This is a genomic window from Streptomyces sp. NPDC085931, assembly GCF_044540565.1.
In the GTDB taxonomy this organism is placed as follows: domain Bacteria; phylum Actinomycetota; class Actinomycetes; order Streptomycetales; family Streptomycetaceae; genus Streptomyces.
The window spans coordinates 106533-123332 of the sequence record NZ_JBITSK010000018.1 but is presented as its reverse complement, the minus strand read 5'-3'; the positions used below and the strand labels follow the sequence as shown (position 1 = coordinate 123332).

Genomic DNA, 16800 nt, shown 5'->3' with positions numbered 1-16800 from the left:
CCGCGTCCCCGCCGCCCGCTCCGACGCCGGGGAGCTCTAGAGCAGCCCGGCCGCTGCCAGGTACTTCCCCACCCGCTCCACCTCGCCCGGCGACAGCGGCACCTGCGGCTCGGCCGTCGCCGGGCAGTCGATCACGCCCCGCAGGTGCAGCGCGGCCTTGAAGGCGCCGATCGCCGCGGAGCCCGGGCCCATGCGCGCCGGGTCCCCGACGGACACCATCCCGAACAGGGCGCACAGGCGCTCCTGTTCGGCCCGGGCCTCCTCGGCGTCCCCGGCCCGGCACAGGCGCACCAGCCGGACGTAGCCGTGCGGGTCGACGTTGCCCAGCCCGGGCACCGCGCCGTCCGCGCCGACGGCGAGGGCCGCGTCGACGATCAGCTCGGAGCCGGTCAGCACACGGAAGCCGCTGATGCCCGGGTGGTCGCGGACACCGGTCACGACCTGCCGGAAGGCGGCCAGATCACCGCTGGAGTCCTTCAGTCCGGCCAGGACGCCGTCGGCGGCCAGCTCCAGGACGACGTCCCCGGGCAGCTTCGTGTGGACGGCGACCGGGATGTCGTAGGCGATGACCGGGACCGGGCTCGCGGCGGCGACCGCACGGTAGTGGCGGGCGATCTCCGCCGGGTGGGTGCGGGCGTAGAACGGGACGGTGACGACGACCGCGTCCGCGCCCGCCGCCGTCACCGCGGCGACGTGGTCGAGCACGCGCGGCGTGGTCATGTCGATCGCCCCGGCCAGCACCGGCAGCTGCCCCCCGGTGTGGCGCACGACCGTCTCGACCACCAGCCGGCGCTGCGCGTCCGTGAGGTAGGCCGCCTCCGAGGTGGAGCCGAGCACGAACAGGCCGTGCACCCCGCCGGCCACCAGATGGTCGACGAGCCTGAGCAGCGAGGGGACGTCCACCTCGCCGTCCGGTGTCAGGGGTGTGCACAGCGGCGGGATGACACCGGTCGGCGCGGTGATCGTCATGGGGCCTCCATCGGGTCGCTCCGGCGGACGAGGTCGCGGGTCGACTCGTCCTCCTGGACAGGATGGTGGCAGCGGAAGCGGTGTGCGGGCGCCGACGCGGCGGAGAAACCCGGCATCTCGTCCGCGCAGCGGTCGTCCGCCTTCCAGCAGCGGGTGCGGAACGGGCAGCCGCTCGGCGGCCGGGTCGCCGAGGGGACGGGACCGGCCAGCGGGATCGGCTCGATCGGGTCGAGCAGCCCGGGCGTGGCCGAGAACAGGGCGCGGGTGTACGGGTGCCGGGCCCGGTCGGTGACCAGGGCGGCCGGGCACTCCTCGACGATCCGGCCCAGGTACATGGTGATCACCCGGTCGCTCATCCGCCGCACCGTCTGGATGTCGTGCGAGACGAACACCAGGGCCAGGCCCAGGCGTTCCTTCAGGTCGAGCAGGAGGTTGAGGATCTGCGCCCGGACCGACACGTCCAGGGCGCTGGTCGGCTCGTCCGCCACGACCAGGTCCGGGTCGAGCGCCAGGGCCCGGGCGATCGCGACGCGCTGGCGCTGCCCGCCCGACAACTGCCCGGGCAGGGCGTCGGCGAGGGCCCGGTCCAGACCGACCAGGGACATCAGCTCCCGCACCCGCTCCTCGCGTCCGGCGCGGGTGCCGCGGTCGTGCACGTCCAGCGGGTCGCGCAGGATCCGCCGGACGGGCAGCCGGCGGTTCAGGGCCGTCGAGGGGTCCTGGAAGATCATGCCCGTGCTCGCGCCGACGGTCCTGCGGCGCTCGGCGGCCGGCATCGACCACAGGTCCCGCCCGCGGAACGACACCGTCCCGCGGGTCGGCCGCTCCACCCCCACCAGCACCTTCGCCAGGGTCGACTTGCCGCAGCCCGACTCGCCGACCACACCGACCGTCTCACCGGGCGCGACGGCCAGGTCCGCGCCGGTCAGGGCGTACACCCGGTCCCGGGTGAACACCCCGCCGCTGCGGGCCCTGTGGACGACGTGCGCGCCGGACAGTTCCACCACGGCGTTCACGACACGGCCTCCGTCTCCGGCGCGGCCGGCGCCGTGGCCGGGTGATGGCAGGCCACGGTGTGCGCCGGGGCGCCGGTCAGGAGGGGGGCCGTCGTGCGGCACACGTCGCTCACGCGCGGGCACCGGTCGGCGAAGCGGCAGCCGGCCGGGAAGCCGGCCGGGGACGGCACGACGCCCCTGATCTGCGTCATGCGCTCCTGCGCCGTCTCCAGCGACAGCACGCAGCCGAGCAGGCCGCGCGTGTAGTGGTGGGCCGGGGCCTCCACCAGGTCGGCGGTGACGCCCGTCTCCACGATCTGCCCCCCGTACATCACCGCCACCCGGTCGGTGACGTCCGCGACCAGCGCCAGGTCGTGCGAGACCAGGACCAGCGCGAAGCCGAGCTCCTCGCGCAGCCGCAGCAGCAGTTCCATCACCTGCGCCTGCACGGTGACGTCGAGCGCGGTCGTCGGCTCGTCGGCCACGATCAGCTTCGGGCCGCGGGACAGGGCCAGCGCGATCAGGACCCGCTGGCGCTGCCCGCCGGACAGTTCGTGCGGATAGCTGCGCAGGGTGCGCTCGGGGTCCAGGCCGACCATCGTCAGCAGCTCGGCGGGGGTGCGCCGCCCGCCGCGCCGTACGACCTGCTTGAGCTGGGCGCGGATCGTCATGGCCGGGTTGAGGGAGGACAGCGCGTCCTGGTAGACCATCGCCATCTCGTGGCCGAGGAGCCTGCGGCGGACGCGCATCGGCTCGGCGAGCAAATCCCGCTGGTGGAAGCGGACCTGGCCGCGCACCCGGGCCTCCTTCGGCTGGAGCCCCATGACCGTCAGCGCGGTCAGCGACTTGCCGCAGCCCGACTCGCCGACCAGGCCCAGGACTTCACCGGGGTGCACCTCGAAGCTGATGCCGTCCACGACGTCCACGCCGCCGTGCCGCCGGTCGAAGCCGATGGCGAGGTTCTCCACCGCCAGCACCGGCTGCCCGTCCCGGGGGACGTGCCGGGCCCGGGCCCGCAGCCTGCGGGCCGCCTCCGCCAGACCGGGCAGCGCCACGACCTCCCCGCCGCCGGGCCCGGGCGCCTCCCGCCGGTCGTCGCCCGGCGCCTCCACCTCCCGGGCCGAGGGGGCCGCCCACGCGTCGGAGACGCCCTCGGACAGGACGTTCAGGGACAGCACCGTGACGAGCATCAGCAGCCCGGGGAACACCGTCGCCCACCAGCCCCCGGAAAGGACCATGTTCTTGCCGTCGGCGATGACGCTGCCCCAGGACGGGTCGGGCGGCCGCACCCCCGCCCCGATGAAGGACAGCGAGGCCTCGAAGACGATCGCCTCGGCGACCTGGACCGTGCAGAACACCAGGACGGGCGCGGCGCAGTTGACCGCCACGTGCCGCAGCACGATGTGCGGGGTGCGGGCGCCGATGACCCGTTCCGCCGTCACGTAGTCCTCGCCGTACTGGGCGAGGACGTTGGCCCGGACCACCCGGGCCACCGGCGGTGTGAACAGGAAGGCGATCGCGCAGATCAGCACCGTGATCCCGCCGCCGAACACGGCCACCAGCACGGCCGCGAGCGCGATGCCCGGGAACGCCATCACCACGTCCAGGCAGCGCATCAGCGTCTCGTCGACCGCCTTGCGGGAGGTCGCGGCGATCGCCCCGAGCAGCGCGCCGGCCACCAGGGCGAGCCCGGTCGCGCCCAGCCCGATCGCGAGCGACCAGCGCGCCCCGTACATCAGCCGGCTCAGGATGTCCCGGCCGAGGCTGTCCTGGCCCATCACGTGCCCGGCGGACGGGTGGCCGGTGCCGTCGACGGGCGGCTGCTGGTCGAGCGGGTCGTGCGGGGCGAGCAGCGGCGCGAGCAGGGCCATCAGGGCGACGACCGTCAGGAAGCACAGGGCGGCCTTCGACAGCGGCGGCAGCCGGCGCGGGCCGCGCAGCCGCACTCCGGGCCGGGACAGGGCCGTGGCGAGACGCTTGCGGGTCGTCATGGGGCCGCATCCCTCAGTCGCGGGTTGACCAGCAGGTACAGGATGTCGATGACGAGGTTCACGACGACGAATCCCGCCGCCGTGGTCAGCACGACGCCCTGGACGACGGCCGGATCACCGTTCTTCACGGCGTCGATCATCAGCTTGCCCATGCCGGGCAGCGAGAAGATCGTCTCGATGACGACCGCACCGCCCAGCAGGTAGCCGACGCGCAGCCCGAGCACGGTGAGCGGGTTGATCAGCGCGTTCCGCAGCACGTTGCGGCCGACGACCACCCGGGGCGGCAGCCCGCTGCCGATCGCCGTCCGCACGTAGTCCTTGTCCAGTTCCTCCACCACGGACGTCCGCACGATCCGGGTCAGCTGCGCCGCCACCGGCAGGGACAGGGCCAGGGCGGGGAGCGCCATCGTCCTCAGCCAGCCGGTGACGGAGTCGGCCGGGTTGATGTAGCCGCCGGTCGGGAACCAGGCCAGGTCGACCGCGAGGTACTGGATCATCAGCAGCGCCAGCCAGAAGCCGGGCGCCGCGACCCCGGTCAGCGACACGACCCGGATGATCTGGTCGGGCAGCCGGTCCCGGTGGATCGCCGCCGTGACCCCGCCCAGCAGGGACAGCACGACCGCGATGCCGAGGCCCAGGAAGGTCAGCTGGAGGGTGAGCGGCAGCGCGGTGGTCACCTGGTCGATCACCGGGGCCCGGGTCAGCGCGCTCGTGCCCAGGTCGCCGTGGAGCAGGTCGGCGACGAAGGCGGCGTAGCGCACGGGCAGCGGGTCGAGCAGGCCGTGTTCCTCGCGGAAGTCGTGCAGCTGTCGCGGCGTCGGGTTGGCGCCCTGGAAGAACGCGGACGCCGGGTCGACGTCGGAGAACCGCATCACCAGGAAGACGAACAGCACGATGCCGAGCATCAGCGGGACGAGCAGAGCGACGCGACGGAGCAGGATCCGCAGGACGGCCGTCATGCCGCTAGGCCCACTTGGCCCAAAGGAGGTTGATGCCCGGGTAGGGCTGGGCCCTTATGCCGCTGAGCCGCTTCGGGTCCCAGGCCGTCATCAGCTCGTTGTGGACCACCGGGTAGAGCACGGCCTGTTCGGCGACGACGTCGATGTAGTCCTGGATCATCGTCTTCTTCCTGGCCGGGTCGGGCTCCCGGGTGGCCCGGTCCATGTCCTTGAACAGCCGGCGGGCCACCGGGTCCGAGGCCCACCGGGTGTACTGCATCCAGAGATTTCGCGGGCCGTAGTTGTAATGCATGATCAGGTCCGCGTCGACGCCGAACTGGTTGGGGTTCGAGGCGGCGGCGACGACCTGGTAGTCCCGCTTCTGGTCCAGCTTCGTGAAGACGGCCGTGGTCTCCTGCGGGGACAGGGTGGTGCGCACCCCGATCGCGTCCCAGGAGGACTTGATGGTGGGCAGGCAGTCGACGATCCAGCTGACGTTCACCGCCAGGATGTCGATGCTCAGGTCCTTGACCCCGGCCTCCCTCAGCAGCGCCTTCGCCCGGTCCGGGTCGTGGTCGTAGACGGTCCTGGCCCGGCGGTAGGAGGGGTTGGCCTCGTCCAGGAAGGAAGTGGACGGCCTGCCATGGCCCTTGAGGGCGACCTCCACCATCTTCCCGGTGTCGACGGCGTAGTGCAGGGCCTGGCGCACGCGGACGTCGTCGAAGGGCTTGTGCCGCGTGTTGAACATCAGGAACAGGTTGTTCATCCCGGCTCCCCCGGCCACCGTGAGTCCGCCGGCCTCCAGGCGGCCGATGTTGGCGTACGGGATGTTGTCCGCGATCTGCGCGCCCGCGCCGGACCCGGAGATCTTCGCGACGCGGGAAGCCGCGTCCACGATCGTCAGCCAGTTCATCCTCCGGAAGGCGGGCGCGCGCGGCCCGTTGTAGCCCCCGAAGGCCTCGAAGGCGGTGTTCGACTTGGGGTGGTGCGCGGTCTGCCGGTACGGGCCCGAGCCGATCGCCTTGCCCTTGATGGCCTCGTCCCAGCCGCCGGGCCGCCCGAACACGTGCCTCGGCATGATCTTGGCGAGCGTCAGCCGCGCAAGCCCGTCCGGGAAGGGGAACTTGAGCACCAGCTCGACGCGCCGGGCGTCGAGCTTGCGGACCTCCTTCAGCCAGCCCGCGAAGAAGCCCTTGGCGAGGGTCTGGGTGTCCGGGTCGAGGATCCGGTCGAAGACGAACAGCACGTCGTCGGCGGTGACCGGCCTGCCGTCGTGGAAGGTGGCGCCCTCCCGCAGGGTGAACGTCCAGGACGTGCCGTCCGGGTCCTTCGGCACCTCCGTCGCCAGGGCCGCGTACGGCTCCCGGGAGATCGGGTCCGTGTCCAGCAGGCCCTCGTAGATGTGGTGGTTGGCGGCCATGCAGAACGCGGACGCCGTCTGCGTGGGGTCCCAGCTGCCGTCGTTGCCGTAGCCGATCACCGCCGTCAGGGTCCGGTCCGGCCCGCTGCCGCCGTCGCCGGTGTCGTTGGTGGACTCGGGCCCGGACGAACAGGCCGACAGGGACGCGGAGACGGCGGCCGCCGCGCCCAGCGCGCCGGTGTGCTTCAGGAACGACCGGCGGCGCAGCGCCGGCACGTCAGGGGTCACGTCGCGCACGGGTCCTCCAGCGAGCGGTCCGGGGGATTGAGGGCTGGATACGGAGATACGACGTCCTACGTCCTGCGGTCAGCGCGACCATAGGAGGGGCCGTGGGGCCGGTCAAGGGATCGCACACGAATGGCCCAGCCCGCAGAGCCGGGAGCGGCCGCGGGGGATGATGGCGGGCGTGAGCGATCTGTGGAGCGAGCACGACGACGGCGTCCTGCGCCTGCCCTCCGGCCGGACGGTGCGCGGCCGGGGCCTGCGCCACCCCCTCGACCCCACCGCGCCCCTGCCCTCCTACGGCGTCTACCTGCTGGGCCGCCGCCCGCCCGCGACGCCCTGGGAGTCGGAGTGGATCCGCTGGCCCGACTTCCGGCTCCCGGCCGACCCGGAGGCCGCCCGCGCGATCCTGGCCCGGGCGTGGGAGCGGGCCGCCGGGGAGCGGGTGGAGATCGCCTGCGGGGGTGGACGGGGCCGGACGGGCACGGCCCTGGCCTGCCTCGCGGTCCTGGACGGCGTACCGGCGGACGGGGCCGTGGGGTACGTCCGCCGGCACTACGACCGGCGGGCGGTGGAAACGCCCTGGCAGCGGCGGTACGTACGCCGGTTCGCCCGGGGGTGAGCCCGCCCTGCGGTCCGGCGGATCGTCCCGCGGCCGCGCCCGCGCGGAGCGGCGGCCGGCGCCGGGAGCCGCGCGAGGCGGAGCGTACGACGGCCCGCCGCCACGGGGCAGCGGGCCGTCGCCGGGCGGCAGGCCGTCGCTGGTGTCACGCGCAGTACAGGTCGGATCCGGGCCGCTCGCCGGTGGCGAGGAAGCGGGAGACGGTCCGGTCGCCGCAGGCGTTGCCGTTGGCGAGATAGGCGTCGTGGCCCGTGGAGTTCACGGTGACCATGACGGCCCGGTCACCCAGCGCCCGGCGGAGCCTCAGGGCGCCGCTGAGCGGGGTGGCGACGTCCCGCTCGTTCTGCACGAGCAGCACGTTGGACGGCCCGCGGTCGGTGATCCGCACGGCCGGTTCCCGCGGCTCGTACGGCAGGGCGGCGCACGCCATCGGCCCGCGCGGCATGCCCGCCGTGAGCGGGAAGGCGACCCGGCTGACGTCGACGTCCTTCTGGTAGGCGGCCGCGGAGTCCGGCCAGTCGACGTCGTTGCAGATGGTGCCGACTCCGACCGCGGCGACGTTCTGCAGGACCGACTCGGGCGGGGACTGGGGCACGGGCGGCACGGTGCCCTTGCGGGCCGCCAGGATCGTGCGGGCCAGGACCGGATAGTCGTCGGGGTCGTAGAGGCTGGTCAGCATGGTCTGGCGGAGCACGTTGCCGTCCAGCCGCTCCGGTTCGGCGCCCGGCCAGGGGAGGGGATCGCGGTCCAGCCGCGCGGCCAGGCGCAGGAACCCGGAGCGCACCGCGTCGGCGGTGGGGGCCAGCCGGTACGGATTGCCCGGGCGCGACGCCCAGGCGGCGAACTCGGGGAAGTTGTCCTCCACGCCCCGCTCGAAGGCGGCGAGCCAGCCGCGGGTCACCCGGGTGGGGTCGGGGTCGTTGTTGCTGTCCAGCACGACGCGGTCGGTGCGGTGCGGGAACAACTGGCTGTAGACGGCGCCGACGTACGTGCCGTACGACACGCCCCACGCGGAGATCTTCCGCTCCCCGAGCGCGGCCCGGACGCGGTCCAGGTCGCGGGCCTCGTTGGCGGTGCTGATGTGCCGGATCAGCTCACCGCCGTTGCGGCCGCAGGCCTCGGCCATGCGCCGGGCGGTGGCCATGTTCCCGGCGACCGAACCGTCCGGGGCGGGCCAGGGCAGCAGCTTGGTCCTGCTGAGGTCGGCGGGGTCGAGCTTGCAGTCGACGGCGGTGGAGGGTGCCATGCCGCGCGGCGCGAAGCCGATGAGGTCATAGGCGTCACGCACCTTCTGCGGCAGCTTCTGCCCCTTGCCGGAGGGGTCGGAGAGGCTGTCCCCGCCGGGGCCGCCGGGGATGAGTAACAGGGCGCCGCGGCGGGCGGAGGGCTTCTCGCTCGGAATGCGGGAGACGGCGATCTCGACGGTCCGGCCGTCCGGGTCGGAGTAGTCCATCGGGACTTCGACGGTGGCGCACCGCTGTCTGGGGTCGAGGCTCTCGCCCCGGCAGACGGACCAGGCGAGCGGCTCGGCGGAGCCGGGGGTGCCGGCGGACGCGGTCAGCGGGACGGCGAGGGAGAACAGCACCGCGGAGGCCGCGGCGACTGAGGCATGACGCGTGATCTGCTTCAAGCTCATGCGCCGATCCTGACGCGTCCCGACCCCGCCCCACATCCGGGCAACTCCCTCATTCCGCCGGGGGATTACCCCCGCTTCCCGCCGGGGGGCGGAGCATGAGGACGTCCGTCGCGTCCTCGCTCTCCACCCGGAAGCCGTGACGTTCGTACAGGCGGCGCGCGGGGCTGCCCCGCAGGACGTCGAGACGGACGGCGGTGCCGGTGGCGTCCGTCCCGCTCAGCAGCGTGCGCAGCACCGCCGAGCCGAGGCCCCGGCCCTGGACGCCGGGCGCGAGGTAGAAGTGCTCCAGCCAGTGGCCGTCCTCCGCCGGGCGCAGGGCGACGCTGCCCGCGAAGGCGCCCGCCACCAGGACGACCGACGTGTGCTCGGGACGGAAGCCGTCCCGCAGGCGCCGGCGCACCCGGTCCGGGTCGTAGCGGCCCAGCCTTTCCAGATCCGGGCGCATCACCACCGCCCGCAGTTCCGCTATCGCCTCCACATCGGCCGGTTCCGCGGCGCGCAGGGACCATTCCCGGTCCGTTCGCGGCGCCGGCGCTGTCCCGGGCGGCCTCCCTGTCGTATTCACGATTCGATCATGCCCGAACCCCTTTGTCGCGCCCCGCAGTTGTACGGCACAGAGCCTTCCCGAGTGTAGACGCGGAGAGTCACCGGAAAGATGCGAAGAGTGAAACTCCGAAAGGAAGGGGAGGCCGGTGGAGGCACGACACTCGGCGCTCTGCGCCGAAGAAGCGGAGGACGCGGTGAAAGAATTGCGGGCAGAAATCGCCAAGGCCGGAATTTCCCAGCCCTCACCGGGAATCGCCCCGGTGAATGTCGTGCGGGAAGCTCCCAGCCCGCTCACGATTTCGGTCCGGCCTTCCCTCCGGTCGGCCCGCCCGGCCGCGGCGGTGGTGCGATGAAGCCCCCCGTCGGCGCCTATGTCGTGGACACCCGCAGCGGACGCATCGGCATCGTCATGGGGCATGAGGGGCCCTATGTGCAGTTGCGGCCGTACGGGGGCGGAAAGGAGTGGGACGCCGATCCCGGCGCGGTCCGGCACGCCACCCCGGCCGAGCGGCTGCGCGCGGCGACCGCCTACGCCAACGCCCGCAGCAGGGGCGAGGTCCCTTGACGCGCTGACCCTGCGAGAATGGCGCCATGAGTCTGTTCCGCGACGACGGCATCGTGCTGCGCACCCAGAAGCTGGGTGAGGCGGACCGGATCATCACGCTGCTCACGCGCGGTCACGGGCGGGTACGCGCGGTGGCCCGGGGCGTGCGCCGGACCAAGTCCAAGTTCGGCGCGCGCCTCGAACCCTTCTCCCACGTCGACGTGCAGTTCTTCTCCAAGGGCAGCGAACTGGTCGGCCGCGGGCTGCCGCTGTGCACCCAGAGCGAGACCATCGCGCCCTACGGCGGCGGCATCGTCACCGACTACGCCCGGTACACCGCCGGCACCGCCATGCTGGAGACCGCCGAGCGGTTCACCGACCACGAGGGCGAGCCGGCCGTGCAGCAGTACCTGCTGCTCGTCGGCGCCCTGCGCACCCTGGCCCGCGGCGAGCACGCGCCGCACCTCGTCCTCGACGCGTTCCTGCTCCGCTCCCTCGCCGTCAACGGCTACGCCCCCACCTTCAGCGACTGCGCCAAATGCGGCATGCCCGGCCCCAACCGGTTCTTCTCGGTCGCCTCGGGCGGCTCCGTCTGCGTGGACTGCCGGGTGCCCGGCAGCGTCGTACCCTCGCCCCAGGCCCTGGAACTCCTCGGCGCGCTGCTTACGGGAGACTGGGAGACCGCCGACGCCTGCGAGGCGCGCTACGTCCGGGAGGGCAGCGGACTGGTGTCCGCCTACCTGCACTGGCACATGGAGCGCGGCCTGCGCTCGCTGCGCTACGTCGAGAAGTGACCGAAGCAAGCACGTACGAGGAGACGAGACACACATGGCCGTACGCGGAATCCTGGGGCGCCAGCGCCGGGAGTACAGGACGCCGGAGCCGCACCCGTCCGGCGCGCGGCCGCCGAAGCTCCCCGGGGAGCTCGTACCGCAGCATGTGGCGATCGTCATGGACGGCAACGGCCGCTGGGCCAAGGACCGCGGCCTGCCCCGCACCGAGGGGCACAAGGTCGGCGCCGAGCGCGTGCTGGACGTGCTGCAGGGTGCCATCGAGATGGGCGTGGGCGCCATCTCCCTGTACGCCTTCTCCACCGAGAACTGGAAGCGCTCGCCCGACGAGGTGCGCTTCCTGATGAACTTCAACCGGGACTTCATCCGCAAGACCCGCGACCAGCTCGACGAACTGGGCGTGCGCGTGCGCTGGGTCGGGCGGATGCCAAAGCTGTGGCGGTCCGTCGCCAAGGAGCTCCAGATCGCCCAGGAGCAGACCAAGGGCAACGACCGGCTGACCCTGTACTTCTGCATGAACTACGGCGGCCGGGCCGAGATCGCCGACGCGGCGAAGGCGCTCGCCGAGGACGTGCGCAGCGGCAGGCTCGACCCGTCCAAGGTCAACGAGAAGACCTTCGCCAAGTACCTGTACTACCCGGACATGCCGGAGGTGGACCTGTTCCTGCGCCCGAGCGGCGAGCAGCGTACCTCCAACTACCTGATCTGGCAGAGCGCCTACGCCGAGATGGTCTTCCAGGACGTGCTGTGGCCGGACTTCGACCGGCGTGACCTGTGGCGCGCCTGCCTGGAGTTCGCCTCGCGGGACCGGCGCTTCGGCGGGGCCATCCCGAACGAGGAGCTGCTGGCCACGGAGGGCAGGCAGCCGTAGCCCTCCCCGGCGAGGGGGCCGCGCCGGCGGCGCGGCCCCCTCGGGCGTGGCCCGGGAGGCGGCCGCGGACCGGGGAAGGGTCTGGTTCCCGGCCGGGCTGGTGCCGGTCTGCGAGGCCGTGCTGCTGGTGGCCGCCGGTACGGTGGCGCTGCGGCGGCACGGCACGCAGGCCGCCGCGGCCGCGGGCCAGGACCACGCCGTCATCGCGCTCGTCGCGCCGGCCACGGGTGCGTGCCTCCACCGCGCTGCGCGGGATGCCGGCGACGCAGCGGCCGGCGCGGACGCGCTGCTCGTCGTCGCCGCGGCCGTGCTGCTGCTCGCGGCCGTGACGTCGGCCCGGCCGCCGCGGGCGGAACAGACCGGAGCGGGCCGGTCGGCGGCTGGCGGTGCGTCCGGCTGCCCACCTGGCGGTCGCCGCGCCCCGGAGCGGGCCGGTCGGCGGCTCGCGGTGTGGCCCGCCTGCCTACTTCGTGGTCGCCGCGCAGTCCGCGCAGGTGCCGAAGATCTCGACCGTGTGGGCCACGTTCACGAAGCCGTGCTCGGCGGCGATGGCCTCGGCCCACTTCTCCACGGCCGGGCCCTCCACCTCGACGGCCTTGCCGCAGCCGCGGCACACGAGGTGGTGGTGATGGTCGTCGGTGGAGCAACGGCGGTAGACGGACTCGCCGTCGGCGGTGCGCAGGACGTCGACCTCACCGGCGTCGGCGAGGGACTGCAGGGTGCGGTAGACCGTGGTGAGCCCGACCGAGTCGCCCTTGTGCTTGAGCATGTCGTGCAGTTCCTGCGCGCTGCGGAACTCGTCGACCTCCTGCAGGGCCGCCGCCACAGCGGCCCGCTGCTTGGTGGCGCGGCCCTTCACGGACGGTCCAGCGGTCGTCACCGTTGCCTCCTCACGTCTGCCTTGCCCGGGCCATTGTGCCAGCCCGGCGCGGGGGCGGTCAGACGCCGACCTCGTCGGCCGACCGCCTGCTGCCCGGGATCGCGCACTCGGTGGGGTCGCCCGCGGTGTCCAGGGCGGCCCGGGCCCGGGCGCGGCGGCGGGCCAGCGGTGCGGCGAGCGCCGTCAGCACGATGAACGCGCCGATGGTCAGCAGCACGATCGTCGCGCCGGGCGGCACGTCCTGGTAGTACGAGGTGACCGTGCCGCCGATCGTCACGCTCACCCCGATGGCGACGGCGACCACGAAGGTCGCGGCGAAACTGCGGGCGATCTGCTGGGCGGCGGCAACGGGCACCACCATCAGCGCGCTCACCAGGAGCAGCCCGACCACGCGCATCGCCACGGTCACGGTGACGGCCGCGGTGATCGCCGTCAGCAGGTTCAGGGCCCGCACCGGCAGGCCCGTCACGCGCGCGAACTCCTCGTCCTGGCTCACCGCGAACAGCTGGCGCCGCAGGCCCAGGGTGACCAGCACGACGAAGGCGGCCAGCACGCAGATCGCCGTCACGTCCGACTCGGACACCGTCGACAGGGAGCCGAACAGGTACGAGGTGAGGTTGGCGTTGGAGCCCGTCGGCGCGAGGTTGATGAACATCACACCGCCGGCCATGCCGCCGTAGAAGAGCATCGCGAGGGCGATGTCGCCGCGGGTCTTGCCGTACCAGCGGATCAGCTCCATGAGGACCGCGCCGAGGACGGAGACCAGGGTCGCCATCCACACCGGGGACCAGGTCAGCAGGAAGCCGAGGCCGACGCCGGTCATCGCCACGTGGCCGATGCCGTCTCCCATCAGGGCCTGGCGGCGCTGCACGAGGTAGATGCCGACGGCCGGGGCGGTGATGCCGACCAGGACGGCGGCGAGCAGGGCCCGCTGCATGAAGGCGTAGTCGAGGAAGTCCATCAGCTCAGCAGTCCCGTGCGGATCGGTTCGGCGCCCGCCGGTGCGTGCGGGTGTACGTGGTCGTGGCCGGGCAGGGCGTGCTGCCCGACCGCCTTCGGGGGCGGGCCGTCGTGGACGACGCAGCCGTCGCGCAGGACGACCGCCCGGTCGATGAGGGGCTCCAGGGGGCCCAGTTCGTGCAGCACGAGCAGGACCGTCGCGCCCTGGGAGACCTGTTCGGTGAGCGTGTGGGCGAGGACCTCCTGGCTGGCGAGGTCGACGCCCGCCATCGGCTCGTCCATGATCAGCAGTTCGGGCTCGGAGGCGAGGGCGCGGGCGATCAGGACGCGCTGGTGCTGCCCCCCGGAGAGGGCGTCCACCGGGTCCTTGGCCCGGTCGGCCATGCCGACGAGCTCCAGGGCGCGCCGCACGGCCGCGTGGTCGGCCTTGCGCAGCACGCCGAAGCGGGCCCGGGACAGCCGGCCGGAGAGCACCACCTCGGTCACCGTGGCGGGCACGCCGGACGCGGCCGTGGTGCGCTGCGGGACGTAGCCGACGCGGTGCCAGTCGCGGAACCGCCTGCGTTCCGTGCCGAACAGCCGGATCTCGCCGGCGGCGGGCTGCACCTGGCCGATGACGCTGCGCACGGCCGTGGACTTGCCCGAGCCGTTGGCGCCGAGCAGCGCGACGACCTCACCGCGGCGCACGGTGAGGTCGATGCCGCGCAGCACGGGGCGCGAGCCCAGGTCCGCGCGGACGCCGCGCAGGGATACGACGGGCTCGGTCATGCCGTCCTCCGATGGGTCGATCACTTGGCTCCCAGGGCCTTCTGCAGGGCCTTGAGGTTGGCTTCCATGACCTGGAAGTAGTCGTCGCCGCGGGACTTGTCGGTGATGCCCTCCAGCGGATCGAGGACGTCCGTCTTCAGGTTCGCGTCGCGGGCGAGGGTCTTCGCGGTCTTGTCGGAGACCAGTGTCTCGTAGAAGACGGTGGTGACGCCGTCGGCCTTGGCCTCCTCCTGGAGCTCGCGCACCCGGGCGGCGCTGGGCTCGCTCTCGGGGTCGAGGCCGGAGATGGCCTCCTGGGTGAGGCCGTAGCGCTCGGCGAGGTAGCCGAAGGCGGCGTGGTTGGTGAAGAAGACCTTGGTCTTCGTGTTCTTCAGGCCGTTGTCGAACGTGCCGTTCAGGTCGTTCAGCTTTCCGACCAGGGCCGCGGTGTTCTTCTTGTAGTCGGCCGCGTGGTCCGGGTCGGCCTTCTCGAAGGCCTTGCCGACGCCCTCGGCGACCTCGGCGTACTTCACCGGGTCGAGCCAGATGTGCGGGTCGCGGGCGTGCTCCTCCTCCTCGGCGTGACCCTCCTCCTCGGCGTGGCCCTCCTCGGCGTGGCCCTCCTCGCCCTCGTGGCTGTGGCCGCCGGTGCCGTGGTCCTCGAGCGTGGTGAGCGTGGCCGCGTCGATCTTCGTCTTGATGCCGGTCTGGGCGACGGCCTCGTCGACGGCGGGCTGCAGGCCCTTGAGGAAGAGGGCCGCGTCGGCCTCCTCCAGCTGCGCCCGCTGCTGGGTGCTGATCTCCAGGTCGTGCGGTTCCTGGCCAGGTTCGGTCAGGCTCGTGACGTTCACGTGGTCGCCGCCGATCTGCTCGGCGAGGAACGCCATCGGGTAGAAGGAGGCGACGACGTCGAACTTGTCCGTGTTGCCCGTCGCCGCGCTGTCGCTGGAGCAGGCGGTCAGGGCGCCCAGGCCGAGAGCGGAGGCGAGGGCGGCGGGTATGAGGCGTCGTCGTACGTTCATGACACTCATTTTCAACAAATATGGAAACCGTTGTCAACAAACGCCCTGACCGGGACCTTGAGGGCAGCGGAGGGGGAGCGATTTGATTGAGGGGGCGCCCCCGCCGGTAACCTGAGTCATTCGCTGGAAGCATCTCGCTTCGCCCGCCCGTCTCCCGACCACCACCCCTCATCGAGGCCGCTTCCGCGCCGCACCGTCAGTATTCGTCGTCGTAATGAAGAGAGCACCGTGGCCGCCGACAAGATCGACACCATCGTCAGCCTGAGCAAGCGCCGTGGCTTTGTATTCCCCTGCAGTGAGATCTACGGCGGTCAGCGCGCCGCTTGGGACTACGGCCCGCTCGGTGTCGAGCTCAAGGAGAACCTCAAGCGCCAGTGGTGGCGCTACATGGTGACGTCCCGCGAGGACGTCGTGGGCATCGACTCGTCCGTGATCCTGGCCCCCGAGGTCTGGGTCGCCTCCGGCCACGTCGCCACCTTCACGGACCCGCTGACCGAGTGCACCTCCTGCCACAAGCGGTTCCGCGCGGACCACCTGGAGGAGGCCTACGAGGCCAAGCACCACCGCCTGCCGGAGAACGGCCTGGCCGACGTCAACTGCCCCAACTGCGGCAACAAGGGCCAGTTCACCGAGCCCAAGCAGTTCTCGGGCCTGCTGTCCACGCACCTCGGCCCCACGCAGGACTCCGGCTCCGTCGCCTACCTGCGCCCCGAGACCGCCCAGGGCATCTTCACCAACTTCTCGCAGGTGCAGACCACCTCGCGCCGCAAGCCGCCGTTCGGCATCGCCCAGATGGGCAAGTCCTTCCGCAACGAGATCACGCCCGGCAACTTCATCTTCCGCACCCGCGAGTTCGAGCAGATGGAGATGGAGTTCTTCGTCAAGCCGGGCGAGGACGAGAAGTGGCAGGAGTACTGGATGGAGCAGCGCTGGAACTGGTACACCGGCCTTGGCCTGCGCGAGGAGAACATGCGGTGGTACGAGCACCCGAAGGAGAAGCTCTCCCACTACTCCAAGCGCACCGCCGACATCGAGTACCGCTTCCAGTTCGGCGGCAGCGAGTGGGGTGAGCTGGAGGGCGTGGCCAACCGCACCGACTACGACCTCGGCGCCCACGCCAAGGCCTCCGGCCAGGACCTCACCTACTTCGACCAGGAGGCCGGCGAGCGCTGGACCCCCTACGTCATCGAGCCCGCGGCCGGTGTCGGCCGCGCGATGCTGGCGTTCCTGCTGGACGCCTACGTCGAGGACGAGGCGCCCAACGCCAAGGGCAAGATGGAGAAGCGCACGGTGCTGCGCCTGGACCACCGCCTCGCCCCGGTGAAGGTCGCCGTCCTGCCGCTGTCCCGCAACCCGGAGCTGTCCCCGAAGGCCAAGGGCCTCGCCCAGGCGCTGCGCCAGCACTGGAACATCGAGTTCGACGACGCCGGCGCCATCGGCCGCCGCTACCGCCGCCAGGACGAGATCGGCACGCCGTTCTGCGTGACCGTCGACTTCGACACGCTGGAGGACAACGCGGTCACCGTCCGCGAGCGCGACTCGATGAAGCAGGAGCGCGTCTCCCTGGACCAGATCGAGGGCTACCTGGCGGCCCGCCTGGTCGGCTGCTGACGCTTCCTCTCCGTACGACGGTGCCGGGTCCCTCC

General features: G+C 72.4%; 16 protein-coding genes. 5 read left to right on the top strand and 11 right to left on the bottom strand.

All coding sequences use genetic code 11. From position 1 onward, the window contains the following. Positions 1-36: 36 nt before the first annotated feature. The 5 genes from ACIGAN_RS31105 to ACIGAN_RS31085 are packed head-to-tail and all read right to left on the bottom strand — an operon-like array spanning position 37 to position 6550. A complete protein-coding gene (locus tag ACIGAN_RS31105) occupies positions 37-969 on the bottom strand; it encodes a dihydrodipicolinate synthase family protein (RefSeq protein ID WP_365736798.1) in 933 nt (310 codons plus the stop codon). Next, on the bottom strand, positions 966-1985 hold the full coding sequence (locus tag ACIGAN_RS31100) for an oligopeptide/dipeptide ABC transporter ATP-binding protein (RefSeq protein WP_399862553.1): 1020 nt from the start codon (positions 1983-1985) through the stop codon (positions 966-968). The genes ACIGAN_RS31105 and ACIGAN_RS31100 overlap by 4 nt, the downstream gene beginning before the upstream one ends. Continuing rightward, positions 1982-3955 carry a dipeptide/oligopeptide/nickel ABC transporter permease/ATP-binding protein gene (locus ACIGAN_RS31095; protein WP_399862551.1) on the bottom strand — a complete coding sequence of 658 codons (1974 nt, stop codon included), beginning with the start codon at positions 3953-3955 and terminating at the stop codon, positions 1982-1984. The genes ACIGAN_RS31100 and ACIGAN_RS31095 overlap by 4 nt, the downstream gene beginning before the upstream one ends. After that, positions 3952-4914 carry an ABC transporter permease gene (locus tag ACIGAN_RS31090; protein ID WP_399862549.1) on the bottom strand — a complete coding sequence of 321 codons (963 nt, stop codon included), beginning with the start codon at positions 4912-4914 and terminating at the stop codon, positions 3952-3954. Before ACIGAN_RS31090 ends, ACIGAN_RS31095 begins: the two co-directional genes overlap by 4 nt. Positions 4915-4918: 4 nt before the next feature. Next, positions 4919-6550: an ABC transporter substrate-binding protein gene (locus tag ACIGAN_RS31085; protein WP_399862547.1), complete on the bottom strand. Its 1632-nt coding sequence runs from the start codon at positions 6548-6550 to the stop codon at positions 4919-4921. A 160-nt stretch (positions 6551-6710) separates the two neighbouring features. Here ACIGAN_RS31085 and ACIGAN_RS31080 point away from each other — a divergent pair, with 160 nt between their 5' ends. Next, positions 6711-7157 carry a protein-tyrosine phosphatase family protein gene (locus tag ACIGAN_RS31080; protein WP_399862615.1) on the top strand — a complete coding sequence of 149 codons (447 nt, stop codon included), beginning with the start codon at positions 6711-6713 and terminating at the stop codon, positions 7155-7157. Positions 7158-7302: 145 nt separating this feature from the next. On the opposite strand, the gene ACIGAN_RS31075 is transcribed toward ACIGAN_RS31080, so the two are convergent. Continuing rightward, complete coding sequence (locus ACIGAN_RS31075; RefSeq protein WP_399862545.1) at positions 7303-8793, bottom strand: alpha/beta hydrolase; 1491 nt, start codon at positions 8791-8793, stop codon at positions 7303-7305. A gap of 49 nt (positions 8794-8842) precedes the next feature. Continuing rightward, a complete protein-coding gene (locus tag ACIGAN_RS31070; RefSeq protein ID WP_399862543.1) occupies positions 8843-9358 on the bottom strand; it encodes a GNAT family N-acetyltransferase in 516 nt (171 codons plus the stop codon). A gap of 330 nt (positions 9359-9688) precedes the next feature. On the opposite strand from ACIGAN_RS31070, the gene ACIGAN_RS31065 reads away from it, so the two are divergent. The 3 genes from ACIGAN_RS31065 to ACIGAN_RS31055 are packed head-to-tail and all read left to right on the top strand — an operon-like array spanning position 9689 to position 11545. Continuing rightward, positions 9689-9904, top strand: a complete 216-nt coding sequence (locus tag ACIGAN_RS31065) for a hypothetical protein (protein ID WP_086599578.1) — start codon at positions 9689-9691, stop codon at positions 9902-9904. Between the two features lie 26 nt (positions 9905-9930). Beyond that, positions 9931-10677 carry a DNA repair protein RecO gene (recO, locus tag ACIGAN_RS31060; protein ID WP_351353484.1) on the top strand — a complete coding sequence of 249 codons (747 nt, stop codon included), beginning with the start codon at positions 9931-9933 and terminating at the stop codon, positions 10675-10677. A 34-nt stretch (positions 10678-10711) separates the two neighbouring features. After that, positions 10712-11545 (top strand): isoprenyl transferase, encoded by an 834-nt coding sequence (locus ACIGAN_RS31055; protein WP_399862540.1) that lies wholly within the window; start codon positions 10712-10714, stop codon positions 11543-11545. Between the two features lie 463 nt (positions 11546-12008). Here the strand turns inward: ACIGAN_RS31055 and ACIGAN_RS31050 are convergent, their stop codons facing one another. The 4 genes from ACIGAN_RS31050 to ACIGAN_RS31035 are packed head-to-tail and all read right to left on the bottom strand — an operon-like array spanning position 12009 to position 15154. Then, on the bottom strand, positions 12009-12425 hold the full coding sequence (locus tag ACIGAN_RS31050) for a Fur family transcriptional regulator (RefSeq protein ID WP_365087985.1): 417 nt from the start codon (positions 12423-12425) through the stop codon (positions 12009-12011). Between the two features lie 58 nt (positions 12426-12483). After that, complete coding sequence (locus ACIGAN_RS31045) at positions 12484-13386, bottom strand: metal ABC transporter permease (RefSeq protein WP_399862538.1); 903 nt, start codon at positions 13384-13386, stop codon at positions 12484-12486. Beyond that, on the bottom strand, positions 13386-14153 hold the full coding sequence (locus tag ACIGAN_RS31040) for a metal ABC transporter ATP-binding protein (RefSeq protein ID WP_399862536.1): 768 nt from the start codon (positions 14151-14153) through the stop codon (positions 13386-13388). Before ACIGAN_RS31040 ends, ACIGAN_RS31045 begins: the two co-directional genes overlap by 1 nt. 20 nt (positions 14154-14173) lie before the next feature. Next, entirely contained in the window at positions 14174-15154 is a 981-nt protein-coding gene (locus ACIGAN_RS31035) for a metal ABC transporter substrate-binding protein (protein ID WP_399862534.1), read from the bottom strand. A 228-nt stretch (positions 15155-15382) separates the two neighbouring features. Here ACIGAN_RS31035 and ACIGAN_RS31030 point away from each other — a divergent pair, with 228 nt between their 5' ends. Then, positions 15383-16765 carry a glycine--tRNA ligase gene (locus ACIGAN_RS31030; protein WP_365087989.1) on the top strand — a complete coding sequence of 461 codons (1383 nt, stop codon included), beginning with the start codon at positions 15383-15385 and terminating at the stop codon, positions 16763-16765. The last annotated feature ends 35 nt before the right edge of the window (positions 16766-16800 follow it).

What these genes read in the sequence shown, in the direction of transcription:
- ACIGAN_RS31105 (WP_365736798.1), bottom strand. Translation starts at nt 969, where the DNA reads ATGACGATCACCGCGCCGACCGGTGTCATCCCGCCGCTGTGCACACCC.
- ACIGAN_RS31095 (WP_399862551.1), bottom strand. Translation starts at nt 3,955, where the DNA reads ATGACGACCCGCAAGCGTCTCGCCACGGCCCTGTCCCGGCCCGGAGTG.
- ACIGAN_RS31090 (WP_399862549.1), bottom strand. Translation starts at nt 4,914, where the DNA reads ATGACGGCCGTCCTGCGGATCCTGCTCCGTCGCGTCGCTCTGCTCGTC.
- ACIGAN_RS31080 (WP_399862615.1), top strand. Translation starts at nt 6,711, where the DNA reads ATGGCGGGCGTGAGCGATCTGTGGAGCGAGCACGACGACGGCGTCCTG.
- ACIGAN_RS31075 (WP_399862545.1), bottom strand. Translation starts at nt 8,793, where the DNA reads ATGAGCTTGAAGCAGATCACGCGTCATGCCTCAGTCGCCGCGGCCTCC.
- ACIGAN_RS31065 (WP_086599578.1), top strand. Translation starts at nt 9,689, where the DNA reads ATGAAGCCCCCCGTCGGCGCCTATGTCGTGGACACCCGCAGCGGACGC.
- recO (WP_351353484.1), top strand. Translation starts at nt 9,931, where the DNA reads ATGAGTCTGTTCCGCGACGACGGCATCGTGCTGCGCACCCAGAAGCTG.
- ACIGAN_RS31055 (WP_399862540.1), top strand. Translation starts at nt 10,712, where the DNA reads ATGGCCGTACGCGGAATCCTGGGGCGCCAGCGCCGGGAGTACAGGACG.
- ACIGAN_RS31045 (WP_399862538.1), bottom strand. Translation starts at nt 13,386, where the DNA reads ATGGACTTCCTCGACTACGCCTTCATGCAGCGGGCCCTGCTCGCCGCC.
- ACIGAN_RS31040 (WP_399862536.1), bottom strand. Translation starts at nt 14,153, where the DNA reads ATGACCGAGCCCGTCGTATCCCTGCGCGGCGTCCGCGCGGACCTGGGC.
- ACIGAN_RS31035 (WP_399862534.1), bottom strand. Translation starts at nt 15,154, where the DNA reads ATGAACGTACGACGACGCCTCATACCCGCCGCCCTCGCCTCCGCTCTC.